The following is an 18,584-nucleotide window of genomic DNA, read 5'->3' as shown; positions in this document are numbered from 1 at the left end:
CAACCCCGAGAGGGCGGAGGACGCAATGACGCCCGCCAGCACCGCGGATCAGCCCGTCCGCGGATCGCGCACCCGGCTCATCCTTGTTCGCCACGCCGAGTCGATCGCCAATGTCACCGGACGACTCGGCGGGCACCACACGTGCGAAGGGCTCACCGAACGGGGACGCGCGCAGGCCATGCTGCTGCGCGACCGGCTGGCCGCGGCCCGGGTCGAGGCCACCGCGCTGCTCACCTCCCAGTTGCGCCGGGCGGCCGAGACGGCCGACATCATCGCGCCGGGGATCGGGAGCGGACAGCTCCAGCCGGTCGGTCGCTGCGCACTGTGCGAGGTGCACTGGGGCGACATGGAGGGCCAGCGGCTCGACCACCACCACCGGGCCGACGACATCTTCGAGCCGGTCGTCGGCGGCAGGAGCGAGAGCTGGCTACGTTTCATGCTCCGGGCGCGACGCGCGCTGGATGACGTCGCCCGCGAGAACTCCCACCGGACCACCGTCGTCGTCACGCACGCCGGTGTCATCCGGGCCTCGATGTACCACTTCGCCTCGGTCGCCGGCCGGCACGTGGTCGATCTGGCGGTCGACTACACGAGCATCACCGTGTGGTCGCGCGCCGCGTCCGACCCGCGTTGGCGACTGGGCACCTACAATGATCATGCGCACCTGCCCGAGGACATCCCGCCACCTGAGTCCGCCGCCCACCCGGAGCCCACCTGCCCGCAGTCCGGAGTCGTTGATGGAAGCCATGATCGAGGTTCGTGACCTGCATCGACACTTCATCGCCCGGAGGGGAACCCGACGTTGGCTGCGTCGCGCGGCGGTGGTGGTGGAGGCCGTCGACGGGCTGACCTTCCAGCTGCCCGCCGGCTCAGCGGTCGGTTATCTGGGCGCGAACGGCGCAGGCAAGTCGACGACCATCAAGATGCTCTGCGGCATCCTCGTCCCGACCTCCGGCACCGTGCGCACGTGCGGCCTCGACCCGGTCCGGGACCGCAAGCGGTTGGCCCGCCAGATCGGTGTGGTCTTCGGACAGCGCAGTCAGCTCTGGTGGGACCTGCCGCTCCGGGAGTCGTTCCGGGCGCTGGGCGGCATTCACCGGTTGACTCCCGAGGCCACGGCGAGGCGCACCGATGAACTGATCGACAGACTCGATCTGGGGGCCTTCGTGGACACCGCGGTCCGGCAGCTCTCGCTCGGCCAACGAATCCGGGGCGAGGTGGCGGTGAGCCTGCTGCACCGACCGCGCCTGCTGATCCTGGACGAACCGACCATCGGCCTTGACGTCCCGAGCAAGGAGCGCCTCCGGAGTTTCCTCAACGAGCAGCGCCAGCAGCACGGCACGACGCTGTTGCTGGCCACGCACGACATGGGTGACGTGCGACGACTCACCGAACGGATCATCGTCGTCGACCACGGCAGGTTGAGCTACGACGGCACCCTTTCCGGCCTCGTCGACGTGGTGGGCGCCGAGCGGGTCATGGTGATCGATCTCGTCGAGCCGGCTCGGCCCCTGGACGACATCAGCCACACCCGGCTCGTTCGGGTGGAGGCGGACGGCTTACGGCAGCGCCTGTCCTTCACCCCTGGCGAGACGACGGCGGGCCGGGTGCTCGAGGCGATCGGACACTGCGCGCAGGTACGCGACCTGATGATCGAGGAGCCGGACATCGAGGATGTCATCAGCCGGCTGTACCAACGCTCGACCCATTCGTGACGTCCCGTTACGGGGAATAGCATAGGCGTCCCATCTTTCCGGGACGTGCCTGTCACCACCTCGCCGGATAATCTTCGCCATACGTTTATTCGGCGAAGCCGGCCGCATTTCGCAGGTGGCCCGCATAGCAACCCGAGAATCTAAGGTTTGCCTGTGCAGAGTCCAATGAGAACCGCCCCTGCCGGCGCCCCTCGAAGTGAATCGCCACTGGCAGTCTGGGCTGGCGTGTACGACGCCCTGTCCGCGCTTCAAGCAGAGCGGCTCGGCTACGACGCCCTGTGGCTCAGCAGTCTCGGCCTCTCGGCCGGACGGCTAGGTCTCCCCGACGCCGGATTCCTGCAGCCGGAGACAATCATCGCGGCGCTCAGCGAGATCAGACGCGTCACCAACATTCCGATAGTCGTCGACTTCGAAAACGGCTACGGCCTTCGTGGAGCCGAACTGGCGGCACTCGCCGAGCAATTCTTCGTCGCCGGTGCGAACGGCCTCTGCATGGAGGACACGACCGGGGCCAAGCGCAACAGCCTATGGACGACGAGCCGGCGGCAGCTAGCCTCGGTCGACGACATGTCAGATCGGCTGCGGACGCTGATCGGCGTGGCAGAGCAGTACCGCGGCATGGTCGTCGCCCGGACGGAGGCGCTCATCGAGGACCACCCGGTCGAGGAGGCTGTCGAGCGGGTGCGCAGCTACGCGGCGGCCGGTTGCCGTGGTGTGGTCGTGCACTTCCGTCGGGACGTGGAGGAGGCCCTCGAGGTCGCCCGCAAGACCGCGACGGCAGACCTGGAGCTGGTCATCATCCCGACCGCGGCGCCGGCGGTGCCGTTCGCGGAGTTCGCCGCAGCCGGGTTCCGGGTGTACGTGGCGGCGAACGTGGCGATCCGGGCCGCGCTGACGGCGGTCGGCGACGGATTGGAGCGCGTGCTCCGGAGCGGCCACCAGAGCGACGCGCTGTCGAACGTCGCGAGCGTGGCCGACATCGACTCACTGGTGCGCACCAGCGCGCTCGTCCCGAGGATGCCTTTGTGAACTCCTACTCCCCTGAGCAGCGGGTCATCGCCGAGACGTGCCGCACGCCGGCCCTGACCGTCCAGTCCTGGACCGTACTGCCGCAGGAATGCCTCGACCTGGACTGGTCCAGGATCACCTTCCTGGCCCTGCAACACCGGGTCGAGGGCCTGTTGTACGACGCGCTCGACCTCGCCGGCATCGCGGAGCAGATCCCGGCGACGACGGTGTCGACGCTGGCCCGACGGGCCCGGCTCGCGGAGGCCCGCTACCGCTCGTTCATGCAGGCTCTTACCGAGGTAGCCCGTCGCGCACCCGATCTGGTGGCCGAGATGGTGTTCTTCAAGGGCGCCCGACTGGCGCCCTTGTACGCCTCCCCACGGCACCGTGGCCTCGCCGACTTCGACTTCATCATCTCGGCGGGACGCGACGACGAGTTGCGAAGGGTCCTCAGCGACCTGGGGTTCCGCGAGAAGCCGGGCCGCAACGGGCCCACCTACTTCGCGCAGTCCCCCACAGCCGACCTGGGCGGCGGTTACATCGTGTTCGACGTCCATCTCACCGCGCCACCGAAGTACAACCGCCCGAGCGAGAGCATGGCCCAGGTCTGGCTCTCCGTGGCGCAGCCGCACTCGCTCGACGGCGTACCCTGCCGACGCCTGCCCGTCGATCTCGAGGTCCTCGAGCTGCTGGTGCACGCGAGTGAGCACGCGCTGAGCTGGATCCACGTCTGCCTCGACGACGACGTTCGACTGATCCGGCACATCGACATCGAGCTGCTGTGCGCGCAGGGTGAGGTGGACGCGGCGGCCATCGAGCGCCACGCGCGCCAGCAGGGCCTGATCGGAGAACTGGCGTTGGGGCTGGCGTTCCAGCTCATCCTGCGCGGCACCCTGCCGGCCGGTTTGGAGCCGTTGCGCCCCTACGCCGAGGCCGTCACCGATCTCGTGGACATCATCGCGCTGCCCGACGGGCGGACCGGTCAGATGCCAGCGGCACTGGCCGATCGCGCCTTTCGCACCGACCGGTCGGCGGAGGCGTTGCGTATGATGCCGCCCGGCACTCGCGACCGGCGCTACTGGTTCGAATGGCACCAGGGCCTCGTCGACGGCCGCAGGGAGAACGTCGCCGAGATCGCCCGGCGAGCGGCCGACAGTGTCCGAATGCTGGCACTGGCACCGTGACGTCATCTCCCTGCGGCGCCGACCCGGTCCGCCGCCCCACTCCGGCTGACGGGAGCCGCATGCCGGCAGTGCGTGTCTACGGCAACGGGCGGTCCGGCGCCGCGTACACCGACCGGTTGCGCCAACAAGGGTACGAGGTCGCGGTCTTCGACCGCCGTGGCGACGCGGTCACCTGTGTGGACGGTGACGACACGAGCGAGGCTGTCGCCGCGATCCTGGCCCTGCCCAGGGGTACGGACACCCCGGTCGCACTGGCTGCCATCGACCCGCTCCGGGTCGGCCGGGTTGTAGACCTCACCACGCAGACTCCGGCGCTGGCTCGCGGAAACGCGGAACGGTGGCGCAGCCTCGGCGGGTACGCGTACCACGCCGGCGGTTCGAACGGTGGCGAGCGGGCGGTGCGCGCCGGCCGGAGTTACCTGCTTCTCGGTCCCCGGTGTGACGAGCCGCTCTGGCGGGTGATGCGGGCCGTCGGGCACGTCACCGAGTTCGACTCGGTCGAGGAGGCGGTGACACTCAAACTCTGCCACAACGCGTTCCTGGTCGTCGAGAACGAACTCGCTCGGCAGCTGGCCGGCTTCTGCGAGCGCCGGGGCATCACGCTGGAGCGTCTGGTGAAGGTGGTCGACGACGGGCCGGCCGGCCGCCGATTCGACGACCTCACGGCCATCCGGCACCTGAGCGGCGGCTACGAGAGCAGCTATGTCGGTGAGTACGCGGCAAAGGACTGGCGTCACTTCCTCGAGACGTTGACGGAGGAGGAGGCGGATCACTTCTCCTTCGTCGCGGCGGACCTCCTCGAGCAACGGCTCTCCTCCCGGGGTCGGCGACCATGGGTGTGAGCGACGAGCGGACCGAGCCGACCGGCTGGGAGATCGCGGTGGCGGTCAATGCCGTGGTCAAGGGCCTGCTCGGTGCCATGGGGCAGAGTGGCCATGTCTGCCGGGAGGCGATCCCGGTCCAGGTCGGGCTCGACACAGAGGCCGGCTACCCGGCGGTTCTCGCCCAGGCGGTCGACGCACTCCGGGACCGGGTACGCCCCGGTGACGCGGTGGTGATCGCCGACAAGGTGCTCGCCGCCGCACAAGGACGGATCTGTCCAGCCGACGTCCTCGACTCCCCCGATCCCAAGACGGTGGACGAGTCCACTCGGGTTACGCTGGCCCGGTCGTGGCAGGAACGCTCCGGGATGCCGGTGACCGCCCTGCACCTGCTGCTGGCTGACGAGTACACCCACCCGAGCCAGGGCCGACGCGCGGTCCTCGGCTGCGCCGACCACAACGCCGCCGCCCACGACCTGGCCCGGGCCATCCGGTCGGAGCTGGGCGTCGTGGTCGACGTCGTCGTCTCCGACACCGACACCGGTATCGACGTCCGGCGGCCCCTGATCGGGACGGTGACGTTCGGCGCCACCCCGCTCGGGGCGACAGCCGGGTTGACGCTGTACGAGTGCATGCGGTGTGCGTGTGCGGCCGAGTTCGTCCGTGGGCACGATCGGCTGATCCCGCTCGTGATCTGTCGACCCGCTGATCGCTGCGCCGACCGCCGGCAGATGGGTCTGCACCGTGGTTACGGCGGCGTGCTCGACCGCGACCGGGAGGGCGGCCTCACCTATGACTGAGCACCGACCGCGTGTCGGCGTGGTGTCGCCGGTGCACCCCCAGTTGGTGGACTGGCTACGGGCACGGGCCGATACGCACTACGAGCCGGATGTGACGCAGGACGACCTGCGTCGTGCGCCGCTCGCGGGTAGTGACGTGCTCGTTCTGCGTAGCAACGTGAACGTCGGCGGTGCGGAACTGGCCGGGCTGCCCCGGCTCCGGCTGGTGCTGCGGGCGGGATCCGGCACGGACAACCTCGATCTGCCCGCCCTCAGCGCACGCAACGTCTCGGTGGTACGCATCGGCGGCTCGGCATCAGCCCCGGCGGTGGCGGAACTCGCCCTTCAGTCGGTACTGGCGCTGCTGCGCCGGCTGCCCGTCGCCGCAGCTGAGCTGAGGAGCGGTCGCTGGACGAAGACGGCGCTACTCGGTGCGGAGCTTGCCGGCCGGTCGGTCGGCATCTGGGGTGCCGGGCCCGTCGGCCGGACCGCCGCCAAGCTCTTCGATGCCCTCGGCGCCGCCCCGGTGTTCGCGCGACACCGCAGCGTCAGGTCCGGCATGCCGGTCGCCGATCTGGAACATCTCGCGTCAACCGCGAGCATCCACGTGTTCGCCCTGCCCCGACGGCCCGACACCATCGGCTACGTGGGCCCGGAGCTACTGGCCCGGTTCGGAGCGCAGTCCTGTCTGGTGAACGTCGGCCGATGGGACGCCTTCGACATGCCTGCCGTGGTCGACGCCCTGGCCAGAGGTCACCTCGCCGGTGTGGCCGTCGACCCGGTGGACCGGGCACACGTACCAAGCGCGCAGGCGTTCTTGACCCGCACCGACCTCGCCGGCCGGCCGATGAACCTGCAACTGTCCCCTCATCTCGGCGCCACGACCGAGGAATCGCTGCGGCGAGTTGCGGAAGCTGCCATCGCGGCACTGGCCGCACGCTGGGGCGACCTGTGTTCGACGATGCCGCCCCGGAGACCGCAAGGAGAAGCCACATGACACCGGTTCGGCCACCGGGCCCGGTCATCGATGTCGACAGTCACCTCACGGACGCCGACGAGAAGCTCTGGCGGCCGTACTTCGCGGAGCGGGACGCGCACCTCGCGCCCCGCGTGGTCACCATCGACGGCGTCGATCGGCTGGACGTCGCCGGCCTGCTTCTGCCCAGACCCAGCGGCCCGGGCGTGGGCAGTCCGCTCGGGATCGGTGCGGCGACGCACGTGGCCAGCCTCGACGAGCGCGTCGCCTTCATGCAGGACCTCAACATCGTCCGGGCCCTGCTCCTCCCCGGATTCGTCGGCCTGGCCGCGCTGAACCACCACGACCGGCAGGTCCGCGCCGTTCTCGCCCGGGCCCACAACAACCTCGTCTACGACCTCGCCAGTCGGGTGGAGCAGATCGAGTTCGTGCCCGTCCTCCTGCCGGACGACTCGGAGTGGTCCCTGGCAGAGCTGCGACACTGGGGAAGCCGGGTGCAACTGCGGGCGGTGGTCAGCCGGCCGACCACCTGGCAGGCCCGACCGTTCCGGGACGCGACGACGCTACCGATCGTGAACCATCTCGCCGCTGAGGGCATCGTGCTCGTGCTGCACGCCGCGACCGGATACCACCAGGCGAGCCCCATGGCCGAGCAGTTCGACGACTACCGGTTCACACACGTCTTCTCCCATCCCTTCGAACACATGTTGGCGTTGGCGGACCTGATCGGCAGCGGCGCGCTGGGCGGCGGACTGCGGGTCGGTCTCGTCGAAGCGGGGTGTGGGTGGCTGCCGTGGTTCGCCGGGCGGCTGCAGGAGCACTTCGACCACACTGGTGGACTGCCCCGGCTGGACGTCGACGTCGACGAGCTGATCACCCGACAGGTGATTCTCGGTGTCGAACCGGGTGATACGGGAATCGACTCCGTGCTGGCCCGATTCGGCCCCTCGGTGCTGGCCTTCGGTTCCGACTTTCCACACTGGGACGCGGCTCATCCCGACGACCTCGTCGCCCTGTCGGAGCGCCTGGGACCGGAGGTCACGTCGCGCATCCTCTTCGACAACAGCCAGGACTTCTTCTTCGCCCGGCGCTAGTCACCCGCTCGAACCGGAGGAACCCCAGGCATGCGCAGTTCACCCCTCGACCGCCAATCGTCCCGGCTACCGCCGACGGAGGCGACGGTCGACTGGTGGCCGCTCGACTTCCGGCTACGAACGGACCGGGAGCACGTGCTCCGGTGGTTCCGGCACCACCTCTACTCGGTGACCGGCGGACCGCCGACGCGAGGTCGGCAGGTCCCGTTGACCGCGGTCGTCGACGCCGACCTCGCTGATCGGATCCGCCGGCGCGCCCTGTCCGGTCCGACCGAGCCGCGGCCGGGGTTCCTGGGTGAGATGTGGACCGTCGGTCAGGTCGACGGCGAGTCGGTCTGGTGTTCGCCTGACGCGCCGGGCGGGTCCGGGCACGGGGCTGTCGTCGTCGCCGACGGGCCGGCGTACCACGTGATCGCCGCGGACGATCACCACGTCGCCAACACGTCCGTCCGGGTCGCGCGCGAGCTGCTCAGGATGTGCCTGGCCCAGCGGGGCGCCCTGACCGTCCACGCGTCCATGGCCGCCGACCCCCGTCAGGGTGGCCTGCTGTTCGTCGGGGGCACGGGGGCCGGCAAGACCACGCTGGCGGCCACCATGGCCCGTTCCGGGGGCTACCTCGTCAGCGTCGACCAGACCGAAGTCATCGCCGAGGACGGCAGCCAGCCCTACGGGGTGGGTTTTCCCTGGCCGGCGCGGCTCGGTGTGGGAATGCTGACCGGCATGGACCGGGACGACGCGGTCACGGTGCTGTCCCTGCTCCGGGCACAGAAACCGGTACGCGACGGCCAGCTCACCACGGAGTCACGTCGCTTCCGTTCCCTGGACAAGATCGAGCTCTCTCTCCTGGAACTGGACACCGTGCTGGGCATAATCACCCTCGATCGTGCGCCGATCAACGGTGTCGTGCTGGTCGAGACCGGGCCGCCCAGGGCGCCTGCGCAGATCGGGCGCAGCAGTCTCGCGGACGCCGGGGAGCACCTACGCGGCGAGTTCCGGGAGCCCGACCCCGTCTTCGACTCCTTCTGGTTGACGCCGCTCGGGCATCCCGGCCCGCCGACCGGCACGTATGACGCGCTCTGCGCGATCCTGCGCGACACCCCATTCGTCCGACTGCGGTGGCGGGCCGACGAACACTCCGCGGAGGACACGCTGCGGCGCGTCGCCGTGGCTCTGGAAGGAGAGGACCCAGACCGATGACCGACGACCATCGCCCCGACATCGAATTGCTGCTCCTCGCCGCCCGGCCGCGCCTGACAGTCACCGAGGTCGACCAGATCGGCGAACTGATCGTTCGGCACGCCGCGGACCTGGACTGGGGTTGGCTGATCGAGCAGGCGCACCTGAACAAGGTCCTTCCCCTGGTCGCACAGAATTTTCTGGATCACCACCTCTATCCGACGTTGCCGGACTCGCGGCTGCGGTTCCGGTACGAGCAGTTGTTCCGGTTGGTGGCGGACGGCAACTCCGCTCGCAATGACACCCTGCTGCGCGAGTTGGCGGTCATCCTGCGCACGTTCGAACGGGAGGGCATCTCGGCACTGGTCCGTAAGGGAGCGGTGGTGATCGAAGAGGCGTACGGCGGCGACCGGCGCTTCCGGTCGATGAACGACCTCGACCTCATGTTTGAGCCGGAGGATGTCACCAGGGCGATCGCCGTGCTGGAGACGCTCGGATACGCGCGGGGCAAGGCGACGGCGCTGCGTCGCACGATTGCGCCGCTCTCCCGGTCCGAGGCGGTCTACGCGAGGCTCAAGGTGCCGACCGTGACACTGCTCCGCCCGTCGACCGACCGGTTCGTCGACTATCTGGTCGTCGACATCTGTCTCAACCAGTTCCTTCCGGACTCCGGATACGACCTCCCGGCCGGCGGCTTCGCCCACCGGGCGCGCCCCATCAGCCTCTGTGGCGAGCCCGCGCTGATGTTCACCGCCGAGGAGATGGTCATCGACCTCGCGGTCCACCTGTTCAAGGAGGCCACCACCCTCCGCTTCATCGAGTCGGGCAAGGACCTGTGCCTGTCCAAGTTCCTGGACATCGCGCAGTTCGTGAAGTCGTCGCCCGAGCTGTCCTGGCCGACCCTGTACGAACGGTGCGCGCGCTACCGGATCGCCGAACCCGTCTACTTCGCGCTTCACTTCACCGACCTGCTGTATCCCGGGGTGATACCCGCTGAGGTACTCCTCCCCCTGCGGCCGGAAAACCTGGAGTACCTGAACCAGTTCGGCGCCGCGGACAAGCACCACGGCACGTGGAGCCATGAGAGTTTCCTCGACCGGATGTTCGACCGGGATCGAGCGACGAAGGCCCCACTGTCCCGTGCCTTGGTCTAGGTCCGCCCGCTCTCGCGGCGCTTGGCGGGGTGCCGCGTGCGGGGACGCCCGCCACCCGATCGGCGGGACAGGCTGGGCCACGTCCGCGTCGGGTAGGGATCGTCACGCCTTTGCGGGACGGGAACGTGGGGCGGGCGCGGCATACCGTACTCGTACCCGACGAGCGCCAGCGCCCGCCACACCGAGCCGCCTTGGAGATCGCCCTTGACGACCTCGGAAATCGCCTCTTCCCCTCACGACGGCGAACGGACCGTGTCTTCGCGGTGGTTGGACGCGGCGACCGGACCGGAGCGTCGATCGGTCGCGATCATCGGTGGTGCCGGCCGGCTCGGCACCCGGCTCACCGAGGTGTTCCACGCGATCGGTTTCCGGGTCACCGTGGTGGACGTGACGCCACCGGCGATGGACGGCGTGGAGTTCGTGGCCTGCGACATCCGGGCCGGACGGCTACCCAGCCGCATCCTCGCCGGCGCGGACACGGTGGTGCACCTGGCCGCCCTGCACGGTCCCCACCTGACCAGCGGAGCGACGCGACGGGACTTCTGGTCGGTCAACGTCCTGGGCACCCAGGCGGTCCTCGCAGCTGCCCGTGCCGCCGACGCGCGATTCGTCCTGGCCAGCTCGACATCGCTCTACGGCCCCGGCACCGCGGTCGGCCAACCGTGCCGGGTCCTGGACGAACGGACGCCACCCCAGCCCACGGACGTGTACGACCTCACCAAGCTGGCCGCCGAAGCGCTGGTCCGCGACGCGCGAGCGGCCGGGCATCCGGCCACCATCCTGCGGCTGGGCCGCTTCTTCTTCGGGTCACGCTTCGACTACCACCTCCGAAAGCTGTCGACGGGGCTGGATGTCTGGGACGCCTGTCAGGCCTTCGTCCGGGTCGTCGCCGCGCCCCAGGTTCCGAGCCCCCTGTACTGCGTCGTCTCCGACCTCGAGCTTCCGCTCGACGAGCGACGACGGCTCGGCACGGATCTCGTCGGAGTTCTCCGGCGTTGCCATCCGCGCATCGTCACCGCCGCGCATGCCCGAGGGATCGTGCTGCCCTCCCGGGTCGGCAAGACCGTCGTCACCGACACCCTGCGACACGACCTGGGGTACCTGCCGGAACGTGATCTCGGTTGGGTCGCCGACCGATGGACCGCTCCGGCCCGGTCCCGGATCCCCGCTCATCTCCTGCCGCCGCCAACGGACGTCGCCCCCGCCGACCTGTTCCCGCTGACCACGTAGATGGTGCCGACATGATGACTGAACTCGTCCTGGAACACTGGGGCGTCGACCCCGAGCAGATCGTGGCGGGCGCCCGCCACGAGGTCGGTGACGCCGACCTCTATCTCGGCGGCTCGCTCGCCGACGATCTCGGTTCGCCCGACTCCGACATCGACCTGTACTGCTTCGTGGAGAGCGGCGGATCGGGTACGCGGCGACTCCAACTGACGGGGTACGCCCCGGTGGTCCTCGAACTCCATGTGGTCGACGTCAACCAGGAACTGGCGACCGGCGTCAGTCTGGCCCCGTTCGTCATCGAGGCGGATCCCCTCCCGCCGGCACGCTGGCCCATCCTGTCCGGCACCGCGTTCCGGGCGTTCCACGCCCTCTTCTACGATCGTCCGCTGGCCCCGCCGACAGGTCCGGCCGAGCGGATGCGAAGCGGCCTCGGCACTGATCTCCTGCCGATCTACGTGGTGTTGCGGTCGGCCCTCGCGGCGTCGTCACTGGACCGGCAGGCCGACCGGCGTGCCACGGAGAGCACCCTGAGCGCGGTGCACTGCGCGCGTCTGGGCGTGGAGGCCGCCCTCGACGCCGCGCTCGCCACGGCCGGCGCCGTGAGCGCGAACCCCAAATGGCGCCTCACGCTGGCCCGCCGGCACGGTCTTCTCTCCGACGGCACGGAGGATCTGGTGCTGGCCGGCATCTTCCCCGACCGTCACCGCGCCGACGACGCCGTGGCCCGCTGTCATCGTGCGACGGCGCGCCTGCTCGACCAGGTGCGGCAGGACGCGTTCCTGGCACGCTATCCCGTCGTACGGGCGACCTCCGGCCAGGTCGACCACGCCGCCGAGACGGAACGAGCGCCGGCATGACCACGCTCCACGCGCTGGTGACCGGCGCCAACCGAGGCCTGGGAGCGGCGTTGGCGGAGGCCCTGCTGTCCCGCGACGCCACCGTGGCGCTCGGCCTGCGGCAGCCGACGGATGACGACGGATGCCGATCCTTGTTGCGGCGGCACGGGAACCGCGGGTTGATCCTGCGGCTCGACTACGCCGACCCGGACTCGATCGACGAGGCCGCACGCCGGTGCGAGGGCGAGTTGGAACGGATCGACCTCCTGGTCAACTGCGGAGCGGTCAACCGCGATCCGAGCAGTCCTCCCACTGCCAGCAAGGGCCCGCTCGAACAGCTCGACGGGGCCGCCCTCACCCGAATGTTCGTCGTGAACGTCGTCGGGCCAACGCTGACGTGTCGCGCGTTTCTGCCCCTGCTGAAGCGGTCCGCCGCGGGCCAGATCGCCAACATCAGTACCGGTCGCGCGTCCCTGGGTCTGGTCGAGGACGGGCGATCGATGGGCTACGCCGTCACCAAGGCGGCCCTGAACATGGCCACCCGGAAGATGGCGGCGGAACTCGCTCCCGCCGGTGTCACCGTCACAGCCATCGACCCGGGATGGGTAGCGACCCGCATGGGCGGCCCCGAGGCGCCCTCCTCGGCCGAAGAGACGGCCCGGCACCTGGTGGAACTCCTCCTCGACGGGGAGCGGCGACCGAGCGGGGAGTTCGTCGATCGTCACGGCAGGAGGGTGCCGTGGTGAGCCACGCTCCCATCCGTCGGGAACCCGGCCACGGCACCACCGTCGATCAGCTCTGGCAGCAGTACGGCGTGCTGCTTCAGCATCTCTACGCCCGCAACGATCCGTGCCATGACATCAGCCACGCGATTCGGGTGGCGCGGCTGGCTGAGCGTATCGCCGTCGACGAGGGAACCGGTCCGACCCTGCCTGTGCTCGCGGCCCTGTTCCACGACTGCGGACACGCCGCGGCCCACGGACACGACACGGACGACCACGAGACGCGGTCCGCCCTCGCGGCGGCCGACGCGCTCCGGGACGCCCTCACCCCGGTCGAGCTGCGAGACGTCGTCGAGGCCATCGAGGGACGCCGGTTCCGCAAGCGGGCGGCGCGGCGTACGTCGACCGGCGCGATCCTCGACGACGCGGACAACCTCGACGCGATCGGCCTCACCGGTTTCTCCCGCGCGCTCCTGTGGCTCGGTAGGCACGCCGGCGCTCCGAGCACGGGCAGCGCCGCCTCGCTCGACCACGGCCGGTTCGACGACCTGCGCCGACACTGGGACGAAAAACTGTCCCTGCTGGCCGATGGCATGCGGACCGAGACCGGTCGTCGACTCGCCCGACCACGCCACCATCGCCTTGCGGACGTGCTGGAGGCGCTGGACGCCGAACTCGACGAGCTGCGACCGGGCGGGCCGGAGCCGGGCCTGCGTGTCGCCGTCGTCGGGCCGATCGGCGCGGGCAAGACCGTGCTCGCTGAACTGCTCGCCCGGCGCCTCGGCATTCCCCACCTGTGCTTGGACGACCTCTACTGGGGCCCCGGGTGGCAGCCCGTACCCGAGCCGGACTTCGTCGATTCCGCCCGCGAGGCGCTCGCCGCGAAAAGCTGGGTCTCCGACGGAGTGCACGGTGGCCGGGTCGCCGACCTGCTGTGGGAAAGGACCGACCTGGTCGTCTGGCTTGACCTGCCGCGATGGCTGTGCGTCACCAGAGCGTGCCGCAGAGCCGTCGACAACATCCGTCACCGCCGCCTGCTGTGGGGGGTCAACATCGACTCGTGGCGCCGGTTCTTCGGCAAGGAATCCATCGGGCTTATCGCGCTCCGCCATCATTCCGTGGCCCAGGCCGAGATCCGTGATCGCCTCGCCAACCCGGCCGGCGCCGTCGTACGCCGGCTGAGCAGCCGCCGGGAGGTCGTCACCTGGTTGAACGGGGTGGACGTGAGCACGATCCGCGACATCATCCCGGGAACGGAGGTACCAGGTGGTGGTTGACGTCGTATTGAGGGCGTGGTTGAACGTCGGCGTGCCCGCGGTGGCGATCGGTCTGCTGGCGCGCGGCGTCTGGGTGCTGGTCGCCCTTGCCGTGGTTCGCCGCGGCGTGCTGGCGGCGGGGGCACCGACCTCGCGGGCCCCGGTCAGCGGCACGTCCCGCGCGGAGGCGCCCACCGTGATGATCCTGCTGCCGATGCTGCGGGAGCAGTCCGTGGTGGCGGAGGCCATCGACACCATGGCGTCCCTGCCCTATCCGGAGGGCCGCGCGGTCGTTTGCGTCATCACGACCGAGCGTGAGGAGAGGGCGAAGGCAACGCTGCGCGAGCAGGTGGCCGCCCTGAATCCGGACCACCTCACTCCCGCCCGGATGAGAGGGCTGTTCCCGGCCGTTCGCGTGCCCGAGATCCTCGCGCACCTGGCCACGGTTCCTGCCGAGAAACGCACCGACGAGTTGCTCCGCCGCTTCGACGAGGAACCCACGACCGCGGAGGTGGTCGACGAACTGCTCGCGTCGCAGGCGAGCCGCGGCAACCCGGACGCCCGCCTCCCCGTGGTACATCTGCACCAGCCGCCGGAGGAGGGCGGCAAGGCGAGCCAGCTCAACTTCGCCCTGGCCCACCTCGACACCCTGCTGGGTGCGGCTGGCCAGGGGGACCGGGACAACACGTACGTCCTGGTCTACGACGCCGACGCGATACCGGACCGCGGCACCCTGTCGGCCATCGCGAACCTGGTTCGACGGCACGCGCACGACACCGGCAGCCGTCCAGGGATGATCCAGCAGCATCGTCTGCCCACCCGGCTCCCAGGGCCGTTGCCGGGGGGCCCGACCGGCTTCGTCCTGGCCGCCGAGTGGATCATGTTGGTTCGCCGCTGCCTGGCGATCGAATGGGCGCGGCTGCTGCTCAGCGAGCGCGTCGCCCGCTGGCCCCGGGGTCTGCTGCGCACGCTCGTCCAGCCGGTGGTCTACGGGGTCGGCTGTGGGATGACGGTACGGGTGCCCGAACTCACGGCGATCGGCGGCTTTCCCGAGCCGATGGAGGACGTGGGTGGCGGCTTCCGGTTGTCCCTGCAGGGTGCCTCGATGCTTCCCCTGCGCCGATGCGTGGCTGACGAAACCTACACGGATCTGCGCTCGGTGGTGAACCTGCACGGCCGCGTCTACTGCGCGTACCGTCGTCCGGCCCGGCACCGGCGGGCCGTGGCCGGGGTAAGCCGACTCAACCGTGTCGAGCGAACGGTACTGGTCAACAAGATCCGCGTCGACATCGCCGCCTGGCTGGTGGCCGCGCCGGTCTGCCTCGCCGCTGCGATGTCCGCAGCGTGGCTGGTGCCCGGATGGTTGGCGGTGATGATTCTTGGCGGCCTGCTCTGGGGGCCGGCGCCAACCGTCGTCATCCTGACCATGCGCGGAGCACTCAGTCGCGCTGCCGGCCCGGCGGGCAGCGCGCGGACCTCCACCTTCCGATGGTCGCACCGGATGGTGGCCGTTCTGGTGCTGCTCAGCCCCCTGTTCCAGTGGATCGAGATGATCGGAGGCTGGCGGATGGCGGCACTCATCGGGGCCGGGCGACCGGTCGTCCTCGCCAAGACGGAACGATGACCGGCCAGCGGGCGCTGGCGGCGGAAGAACCGCCCGGACCTGGGTGGATCCTTCTGGCGGCGGGACGGTGGAATGAGGTGTGGCTGGCTCCGGACGGACGTACCGTCCTGAAGAGATACGCCGAGCGCAGTCGAGCTGAGAACGAGGCGGCGACACTCCGGCTGCTGGCCGAACGTCGGGTGCCCGCGCCTCGCCTGTTGGACGTACGGCTGGGCCCGGGCCCGGCGGTGGTCCGGATGTCCGCAGTCGCGGGCGAACCGCTCACCGCCGACGAAGCCGTACGCGTTGCGCCGGCGGTCCTCGCTCCGGTGCACGAGATCCGCGGTGGCTGGTACGGCCGGGTCGCCGGCGGCGAGCGTTTCAGCTCGTGGGGCGCGTATCTCGCCACCAGGATCTCGTTCTACCTCGCCCACGTCGAGCGTGAGCCGTCACTGTCGGCCCGGCTGACGAGTTCGAGCTTCGCGGCCCTGCCCCGGCTGGTCCGATCGTCGTGCGGCGAGCCCCGTCTTCTGCACAATGACCTCCACGAGGCTCAGTTCGTCGGTCCGCCGGCCCGGCCGACGTTGGTGGACTGGGAGCACAGCGTGTTCGGCGACCCGCTGTTCGACCTGGCCCGGCTCCGCCTGCGGGCCGGTCTCGACCGCCTCGGCCCACCGGCGGACTCGCCACAGGAGAGACTCCTCGAGGCGTATCGCCGGATCATCCTGCTGGCGAACGTCGCGTTGGGCGTGGGTCGTCCACCCGAGGACCCCCACCGGCGACAGTGCCTGCTCGCCGAAGCCGAACTGAGCGAGGTGCCTCCGCGATGACCAGTCCCCGAGCCGCGGCGTTCCGCACCACCGGTCGAGGTGGCCTGGAGTTCGAGGTCGGCGGCATCCGCTTCGGCTGTTGGGCGGACGAGTGCCGACTCGGCCGCCTGGAGCGGTACCTCCGGTCGTACTTCCCCACCGTGACGAGGTCGCGGCGTCCCACCACCGTCGACGTCGCCGTCCGCTTCGTCGTCTCGGACGCCGAATTCGAGGGATCGCGTCCGTGCCGACCGGCCGACCGTGTGCACACGGCCCACATCGGCGCGCCCTACGACCTCTGGGAGGAGCACGACGCCCTCGTCTACGCCTACCCGGCCACCGCCTCCGGGGGTGACCCGGCTGGCGACCATCTCTTCCGGGTCGCTCCGGGCGGCGTCGCCGTGGTGGCCCGCGAGCGCAGTCGGGAGCCCGAGCGTCTGCTGCGGCACCTGGTCACGGAGGTGCTCATTGCCAGTTGGGAGGACCAGGGGGCCGTCTCCCTCCATGCGGCCTCCGCCGCCACGGTCGGACGGGCCGGAAGCATCGAGGAGCGCGGCCGGTCCGTGCTCATCGCCGGCCCCAAGGGCGCCGGCAAGACCACCACCGTCACGATGCTCGGCTGCATCGGGATGGACCTGTGCAGTAACGACCGCACCCTCGTCATCGCCGGCAGTGGCCGGACACTGGGCCTACCCATGGCCTACCGGCTCGGGCACGGTCAGGTGCACAGCGAGCCGAAGCTGGCGGGATTCCTCGACTGCGGGCCGGAGCGGAACGCGCCGTGTGAGCCGTCGCGGAAGCACTACGTGACACCCGCCGGACTGGCCGAGGCGCTCGGCACGGGGATCCAGCCCGGTGGCCGGCTGGCGTTGGTCCTGCTCCCTCGACTGACACCGGACGACCGTACGTTCTGGCACGCTCCCGCGTCAGCCGAAGAGGTGACCAGCCAGTTGACGGCGTGCTGCTACACGCCGAACGATCCGGCTATCCAGGACCCGAGGTTCTGGTCGCGGCGCGTGCCCTTGGCCGTCCGGGCCGCGGCGGCGCAAGCGGCGTGCCGGCGGCTGGCCGATCAGTTTCCGGCGTGGAAAGTCGGCTGGGGTACGGGCACCGACCTGGATCACGTACGCCGAGGGCTGCGCGAACTGGTCCACGGACTTCATGGCTAGCCCGCACCGGGCTGCGGGCCGAGGTAGCCGGGGTGGTGGCTGCTGGCCGTCCGGTCCGCGTCGCCGCCGTTCGCCGTCAACCGCCAGGGCTCCCCCAGCGGCCCGGTCCGTCGATGTCAGGGACGAACCAGATCGAGTCATGGTCCGGGTATTGACCACACGGGCAACGGACCCGTGGGGCAAGGCGCCGGCAGCGTTTCGTGAAAGGAAGGCCAATGCGCATCCGCAGTATGTTGAGCATGTCCATGTTCGCCGGCGGTCTCATCGTGGCGACGGCGGTACCTGCCGCCGCATCGTCGGTGAGCCCGGCCGAGCAGACCAGCCCGTGCGAGTTGACCGTCAGCAACCTCTACATGTCCATCGGCATGCAAACCGCGTTCGCCAAGCTGACCGGCGGCTGCAGCGGCTACATCGACATCGTCCTCGAGCGCGCCGACTCGCCCTCCGGGCCCTACCAGGAGGATCTCGAGTCTCTCTATTATCTGCAGCAGGCAGCCGACGGGACTGCGGCCACCGCCTACTTCATGGACCCGGCGGAGCGGGGTTACTGCCGGGCCAAGGCTACCTTCGGCACACTCACCGCCCGCTCGTCGAACCCGACCAGTTGTTGACGGCGTACGGTCGGGTCGGCGCCGTGGTGATTTCGGCGGGGCTTCCCGCCGCACGGTAACAGCCACGGAGCCCGCGGTTGACCGGTGGGCTGCTCGCGGCCAGGTTCGTGGCCGAGGCATCGAACTGCGGCGGTCCCGATCGGGCCGCGCGGTTCGATGTTCTCGCCGACGACGCGCGCACCACCGGTCGCGGGAGCGGTCGGCGGGGGTCGATCGGCACATGCCGCTGACCGCCTGGCGGGGGTGTGCCGCGAGACACACCCGGCCATCTTCGCCAGGTCGGCGCACCCGGTGAGTCAGAACTGTCAGCGTTGCTGGCCGGACTCGCGCGTCAGCAGCACGGTGGACTTGCTCTCGGAGCCCGGCGGCTCGGACCAGCACCGCGGTCAACTCTCCGGCGCACCCCTCCGGCGGCGCCACGATCCGTGGTGACGGTGTTCCCGG

The 18,584-nt window shown here is 70.1% G+C and carries 18 protein-coding genes; all 18 read left to right on the top strand.

The window, feature by feature from the left end:
* Positions 1 to 25: 25 nt before the first annotated feature.
* The 18 genes from ACZ6O5_RS29105 to ACZ6O5_RS29020 all read left to right on the top strand — a co-directional run bounded on the left by ACZ6O5_RS29105 (position 26) and on the right by ACZ6O5_RS29020 (position 18,140).
* Entirely contained in the window at positions 26 to 763 is a 738-nt protein-coding gene (locus ACZ6O5_RS29105; protein ID WP_465981251.1) for a histidine phosphatase family protein, read from the top strand.
* Positions 738 to 1,715: an ABC transporter ATP-binding protein gene (locus ACZ6O5_RS29100; protein WP_431936235.1), complete on the top strand. Its 978-nt coding sequence runs from the start codon at positions 738 to 740 to the stop codon at positions 1,713 to 1,715. Before ACZ6O5_RS29105 ends, ACZ6O5_RS29100 begins: the two co-directional genes overlap by 26 nt.
* A gap of 165 nt (positions 1,716 to 1,880) precedes the next feature.
* Positions 1,881 to 2,744, top strand: coding sequence for an isocitrate lyase/PEP mutase family protein (locus ACZ6O5_RS29095; RefSeq protein ID WP_465981316.1), 864 nt, complete (start codon positions 1,881 to 1,883; stop codon positions 2,742 to 2,744).
* A complete protein-coding gene (locus ACZ6O5_RS29090; protein ID WP_465981249.1) occupies positions 2,741 to 3,907 on the top strand; it encodes a nucleotidyltransferase family protein in 1,167 nt (388 codons plus the stop codon). The genes ACZ6O5_RS29095 and ACZ6O5_RS29090 overlap by 4 nt, the downstream gene beginning before the upstream one ends.
* A gap of 59 nt (positions 3,908 to 3,966) precedes the next feature.
* Complete coding sequence (locus ACZ6O5_RS29085) at positions 3,967 to 4,749, top strand: NAD(P)-binding domain-containing protein (protein ID WP_465981247.1); 783 nt, start codon at positions 3,967 to 3,969, stop codon at positions 4,747 to 4,749.
* Positions 4,746 to 5,528 (top strand): hypothetical protein, encoded by a 783-nt coding sequence (locus ACZ6O5_RS29080; protein WP_465981245.1) that lies wholly within the window; start codon positions 4,746 to 4,748, stop codon positions 5,526 to 5,528. Before ACZ6O5_RS29085 ends, ACZ6O5_RS29080 begins: the two co-directional genes overlap by 4 nt.
* Positions 5,521 to 6,504: an NAD(P)-dependent oxidoreductase gene (locus ACZ6O5_RS29075; protein WP_465981243.1), complete on the top strand. Its 984-nt coding sequence runs from the start codon at positions 5,521 to 5,523 to the stop codon at positions 6,502 to 6,504. The genes ACZ6O5_RS29080 and ACZ6O5_RS29075 overlap by 8 nt, the downstream gene beginning before the upstream one ends.
* A complete protein-coding gene (locus tag ACZ6O5_RS29070) occupies positions 6,501 to 7,577 on the top strand; it encodes an amidohydrolase family protein (RefSeq protein ID WP_465981241.1) in 1,077 nt (358 codons plus the stop codon). The genes ACZ6O5_RS29075 and ACZ6O5_RS29070 overlap by 4 nt, the downstream gene beginning before the upstream one ends.
* Positions 7,578 to 7,607: 30 nt before the next feature.
* Positions 7,608 to 8,774 carry a hypothetical protein gene (locus ACZ6O5_RS29065; RefSeq protein ID WP_465981239.1) on the top strand — a complete coding sequence of 389 codons (1,167 nt, stop codon included), beginning with the start codon at positions 7,608 to 7,610 and terminating at the stop codon, positions 8,772 to 8,774.
* The gene (locus tag ACZ6O5_RS29060) at positions 8,771 to 9,907 is read left to right on the top strand and encodes a nucleotidyltransferase domain-containing protein (RefSeq protein ID WP_465981237.1); all 1,137 of its coding nucleotides are present in this window, start codon (positions 8,771 to 8,773) and stop codon (positions 9,905 to 9,907) included. The genes ACZ6O5_RS29065 and ACZ6O5_RS29060 overlap by 4 nt, the downstream gene beginning before the upstream one ends.
* Positions 9,908 to 10,159: 252 nt before the next feature.
* On the top strand, positions 10,160 to 11,137 hold the full coding sequence (locus ACZ6O5_RS29055) for an NAD-dependent epimerase/dehydratase family protein (RefSeq protein WP_465981235.1): 978 nt from the start codon (positions 10,160 to 10,162) through the stop codon (positions 11,135 to 11,137).
* Positions 11,138 to 11,151: 14 nt separating this feature from the next.
* Complete coding sequence (locus tag ACZ6O5_RS29050; RefSeq protein ID WP_465981233.1) at positions 11,152 to 11,991, top strand: nucleotidyltransferase domain-containing protein; 840 nt, start codon at positions 11,152 to 11,154, stop codon at positions 11,989 to 11,991.
* The gene (locus ACZ6O5_RS29045) at positions 11,988 to 12,716 is read left to right on the top strand and encodes an SDR family NAD(P)-dependent oxidoreductase (RefSeq protein WP_465981231.1); all 729 of its coding nucleotides are present in this window, start codon (positions 11,988 to 11,990) and stop codon (positions 12,714 to 12,716) included. Before ACZ6O5_RS29050 ends, ACZ6O5_RS29045 begins: the two co-directional genes overlap by 4 nt.
* Positions 12,713 to 13,969, top strand: coding sequence for an HD domain-containing protein (locus ACZ6O5_RS29040; RefSeq protein ID WP_465981229.1), 1,257 nt, complete (start codon positions 12,713 to 12,715; stop codon positions 13,967 to 13,969). The genes ACZ6O5_RS29045 and ACZ6O5_RS29040 overlap by 4 nt, the downstream gene beginning before the upstream one ends.
* Positions 13,959 to 15,572, top strand: a complete 1,614-nt coding sequence (locus tag ACZ6O5_RS29035) for a glycosyltransferase family protein (RefSeq protein WP_465981227.1) — start codon at positions 13,959 to 13,961, stop codon at positions 15,570 to 15,572. The genes ACZ6O5_RS29040 and ACZ6O5_RS29035 overlap by 11 nt, the downstream gene beginning before the upstream one ends.
* Entirely contained in the window at positions 15,569 to 16,381 is an 813-nt protein-coding gene (locus tag ACZ6O5_RS29030) for a phosphotransferase family protein (RefSeq protein WP_431936249.1), read from the top strand. Before ACZ6O5_RS29035 ends, ACZ6O5_RS29030 begins: the two co-directional genes overlap by 4 nt.
* Complete coding sequence (locus ACZ6O5_RS29025; protein WP_465981225.1) at positions 16,378 to 17,529, top strand: hypothetical protein; 1,152 nt, start codon at positions 16,378 to 16,380, stop codon at positions 17,527 to 17,529. The genes ACZ6O5_RS29030 and ACZ6O5_RS29025 overlap by 4 nt, the downstream gene beginning before the upstream one ends.
* 215 nt (positions 17,530 to 17,744) lie before the next feature.
* Positions 17,745 to 18,140, top strand: coding sequence for a hypothetical protein (locus tag ACZ6O5_RS29020; RefSeq protein ID WP_465981223.1), 396 nt, complete (start codon positions 17,745 to 17,747; stop codon positions 18,138 to 18,140).
* Positions 18,141 to 18,584 lie beyond the last annotated feature (444 nt).

This window comes from Micromonospora sp. NPDC049201, from assembly GCF_055586805.1.
This window is presented reverse-complemented; position numbering and strand designations above follow the sequence as displayed.

Coding starts and splice junctions, on each gene's coding strand:
- ACZ6O5_RS29025 (WP_465981225.1), top strand. CDS start 16,378: ATGACCAGTCCCCGAGCCGCGGCGTTCCGCACCACCGGTCGAGGTGGC.
- ACZ6O5_RS29085 (WP_465981247.1), top strand. CDS start 3,967: ATGCCGGCAGTGCGTGTCTACGGCAACGGGCGGTCCGGCGCCGCGTAC.
- ACZ6O5_RS29070 (WP_465981241.1), top strand. CDS start 6,501: ATGACACCGGTTCGGCCACCGGGCCCGGTCATCGATGTCGACAGTCAC.
- ACZ6O5_RS29075 (WP_465981243.1), top strand. CDS start 5,521: ATGACTGAGCACCGACCGCGTGTCGGCGTGGTGTCGCCGGTGCACCCC.
- ACZ6O5_RS29100 (WP_431936235.1), top strand. CDS start 738: ATGGAAGCCATGATCGAGGTTCGTGACCTGCATCGACACTTCATCGCC.
- ACZ6O5_RS29095 (WP_465981316.1), top strand. CDS start 1,881: ATGAGAACCGCCCCTGCCGGCGCCCCTCGAAGTGAATCGCCACTGGCA.
- ACZ6O5_RS29105 (WP_465981251.1), top strand. CDS start 26: ATGACGCCCGCCAGCACCGCGGATCAGCCCGTCCGCGGATCGCGCACC.
- ACZ6O5_RS29060 (WP_465981237.1), top strand. CDS start 8,771: ATGACCGACGACCATCGCCCCGACATCGAATTGCTGCTCCTCGCCGCC.
- ACZ6O5_RS29050 (WP_465981233.1), top strand. CDS start 11,152: ATGACTGAACTCGTCCTGGAACACTGGGGCGTCGACCCCGAGCAGATC.
- ACZ6O5_RS29030 (WP_431936249.1), top strand. CDS start 15,569: ATGACCGGCCAGCGGGCGCTGGCGGCGGAAGAACCGCCCGGACCTGGG.
- ACZ6O5_RS29045 (WP_465981231.1), top strand. CDS start 11,988: ATGACCACGCTCCACGCGCTGGTGACCGGCGCCAACCGAGGCCTGGGA.
- ACZ6O5_RS29065 (WP_465981239.1), top strand. CDS start 7,608: ATGCGCAGTTCACCCCTCGACCGCCAATCGTCCCGGCTACCGCCGACG.
- ACZ6O5_RS29020 (WP_465981223.1), top strand. CDS start 17,745: ATGCGCATCCGCAGTATGTTGAGCATGTCCATGTTCGCCGGCGGTCTC.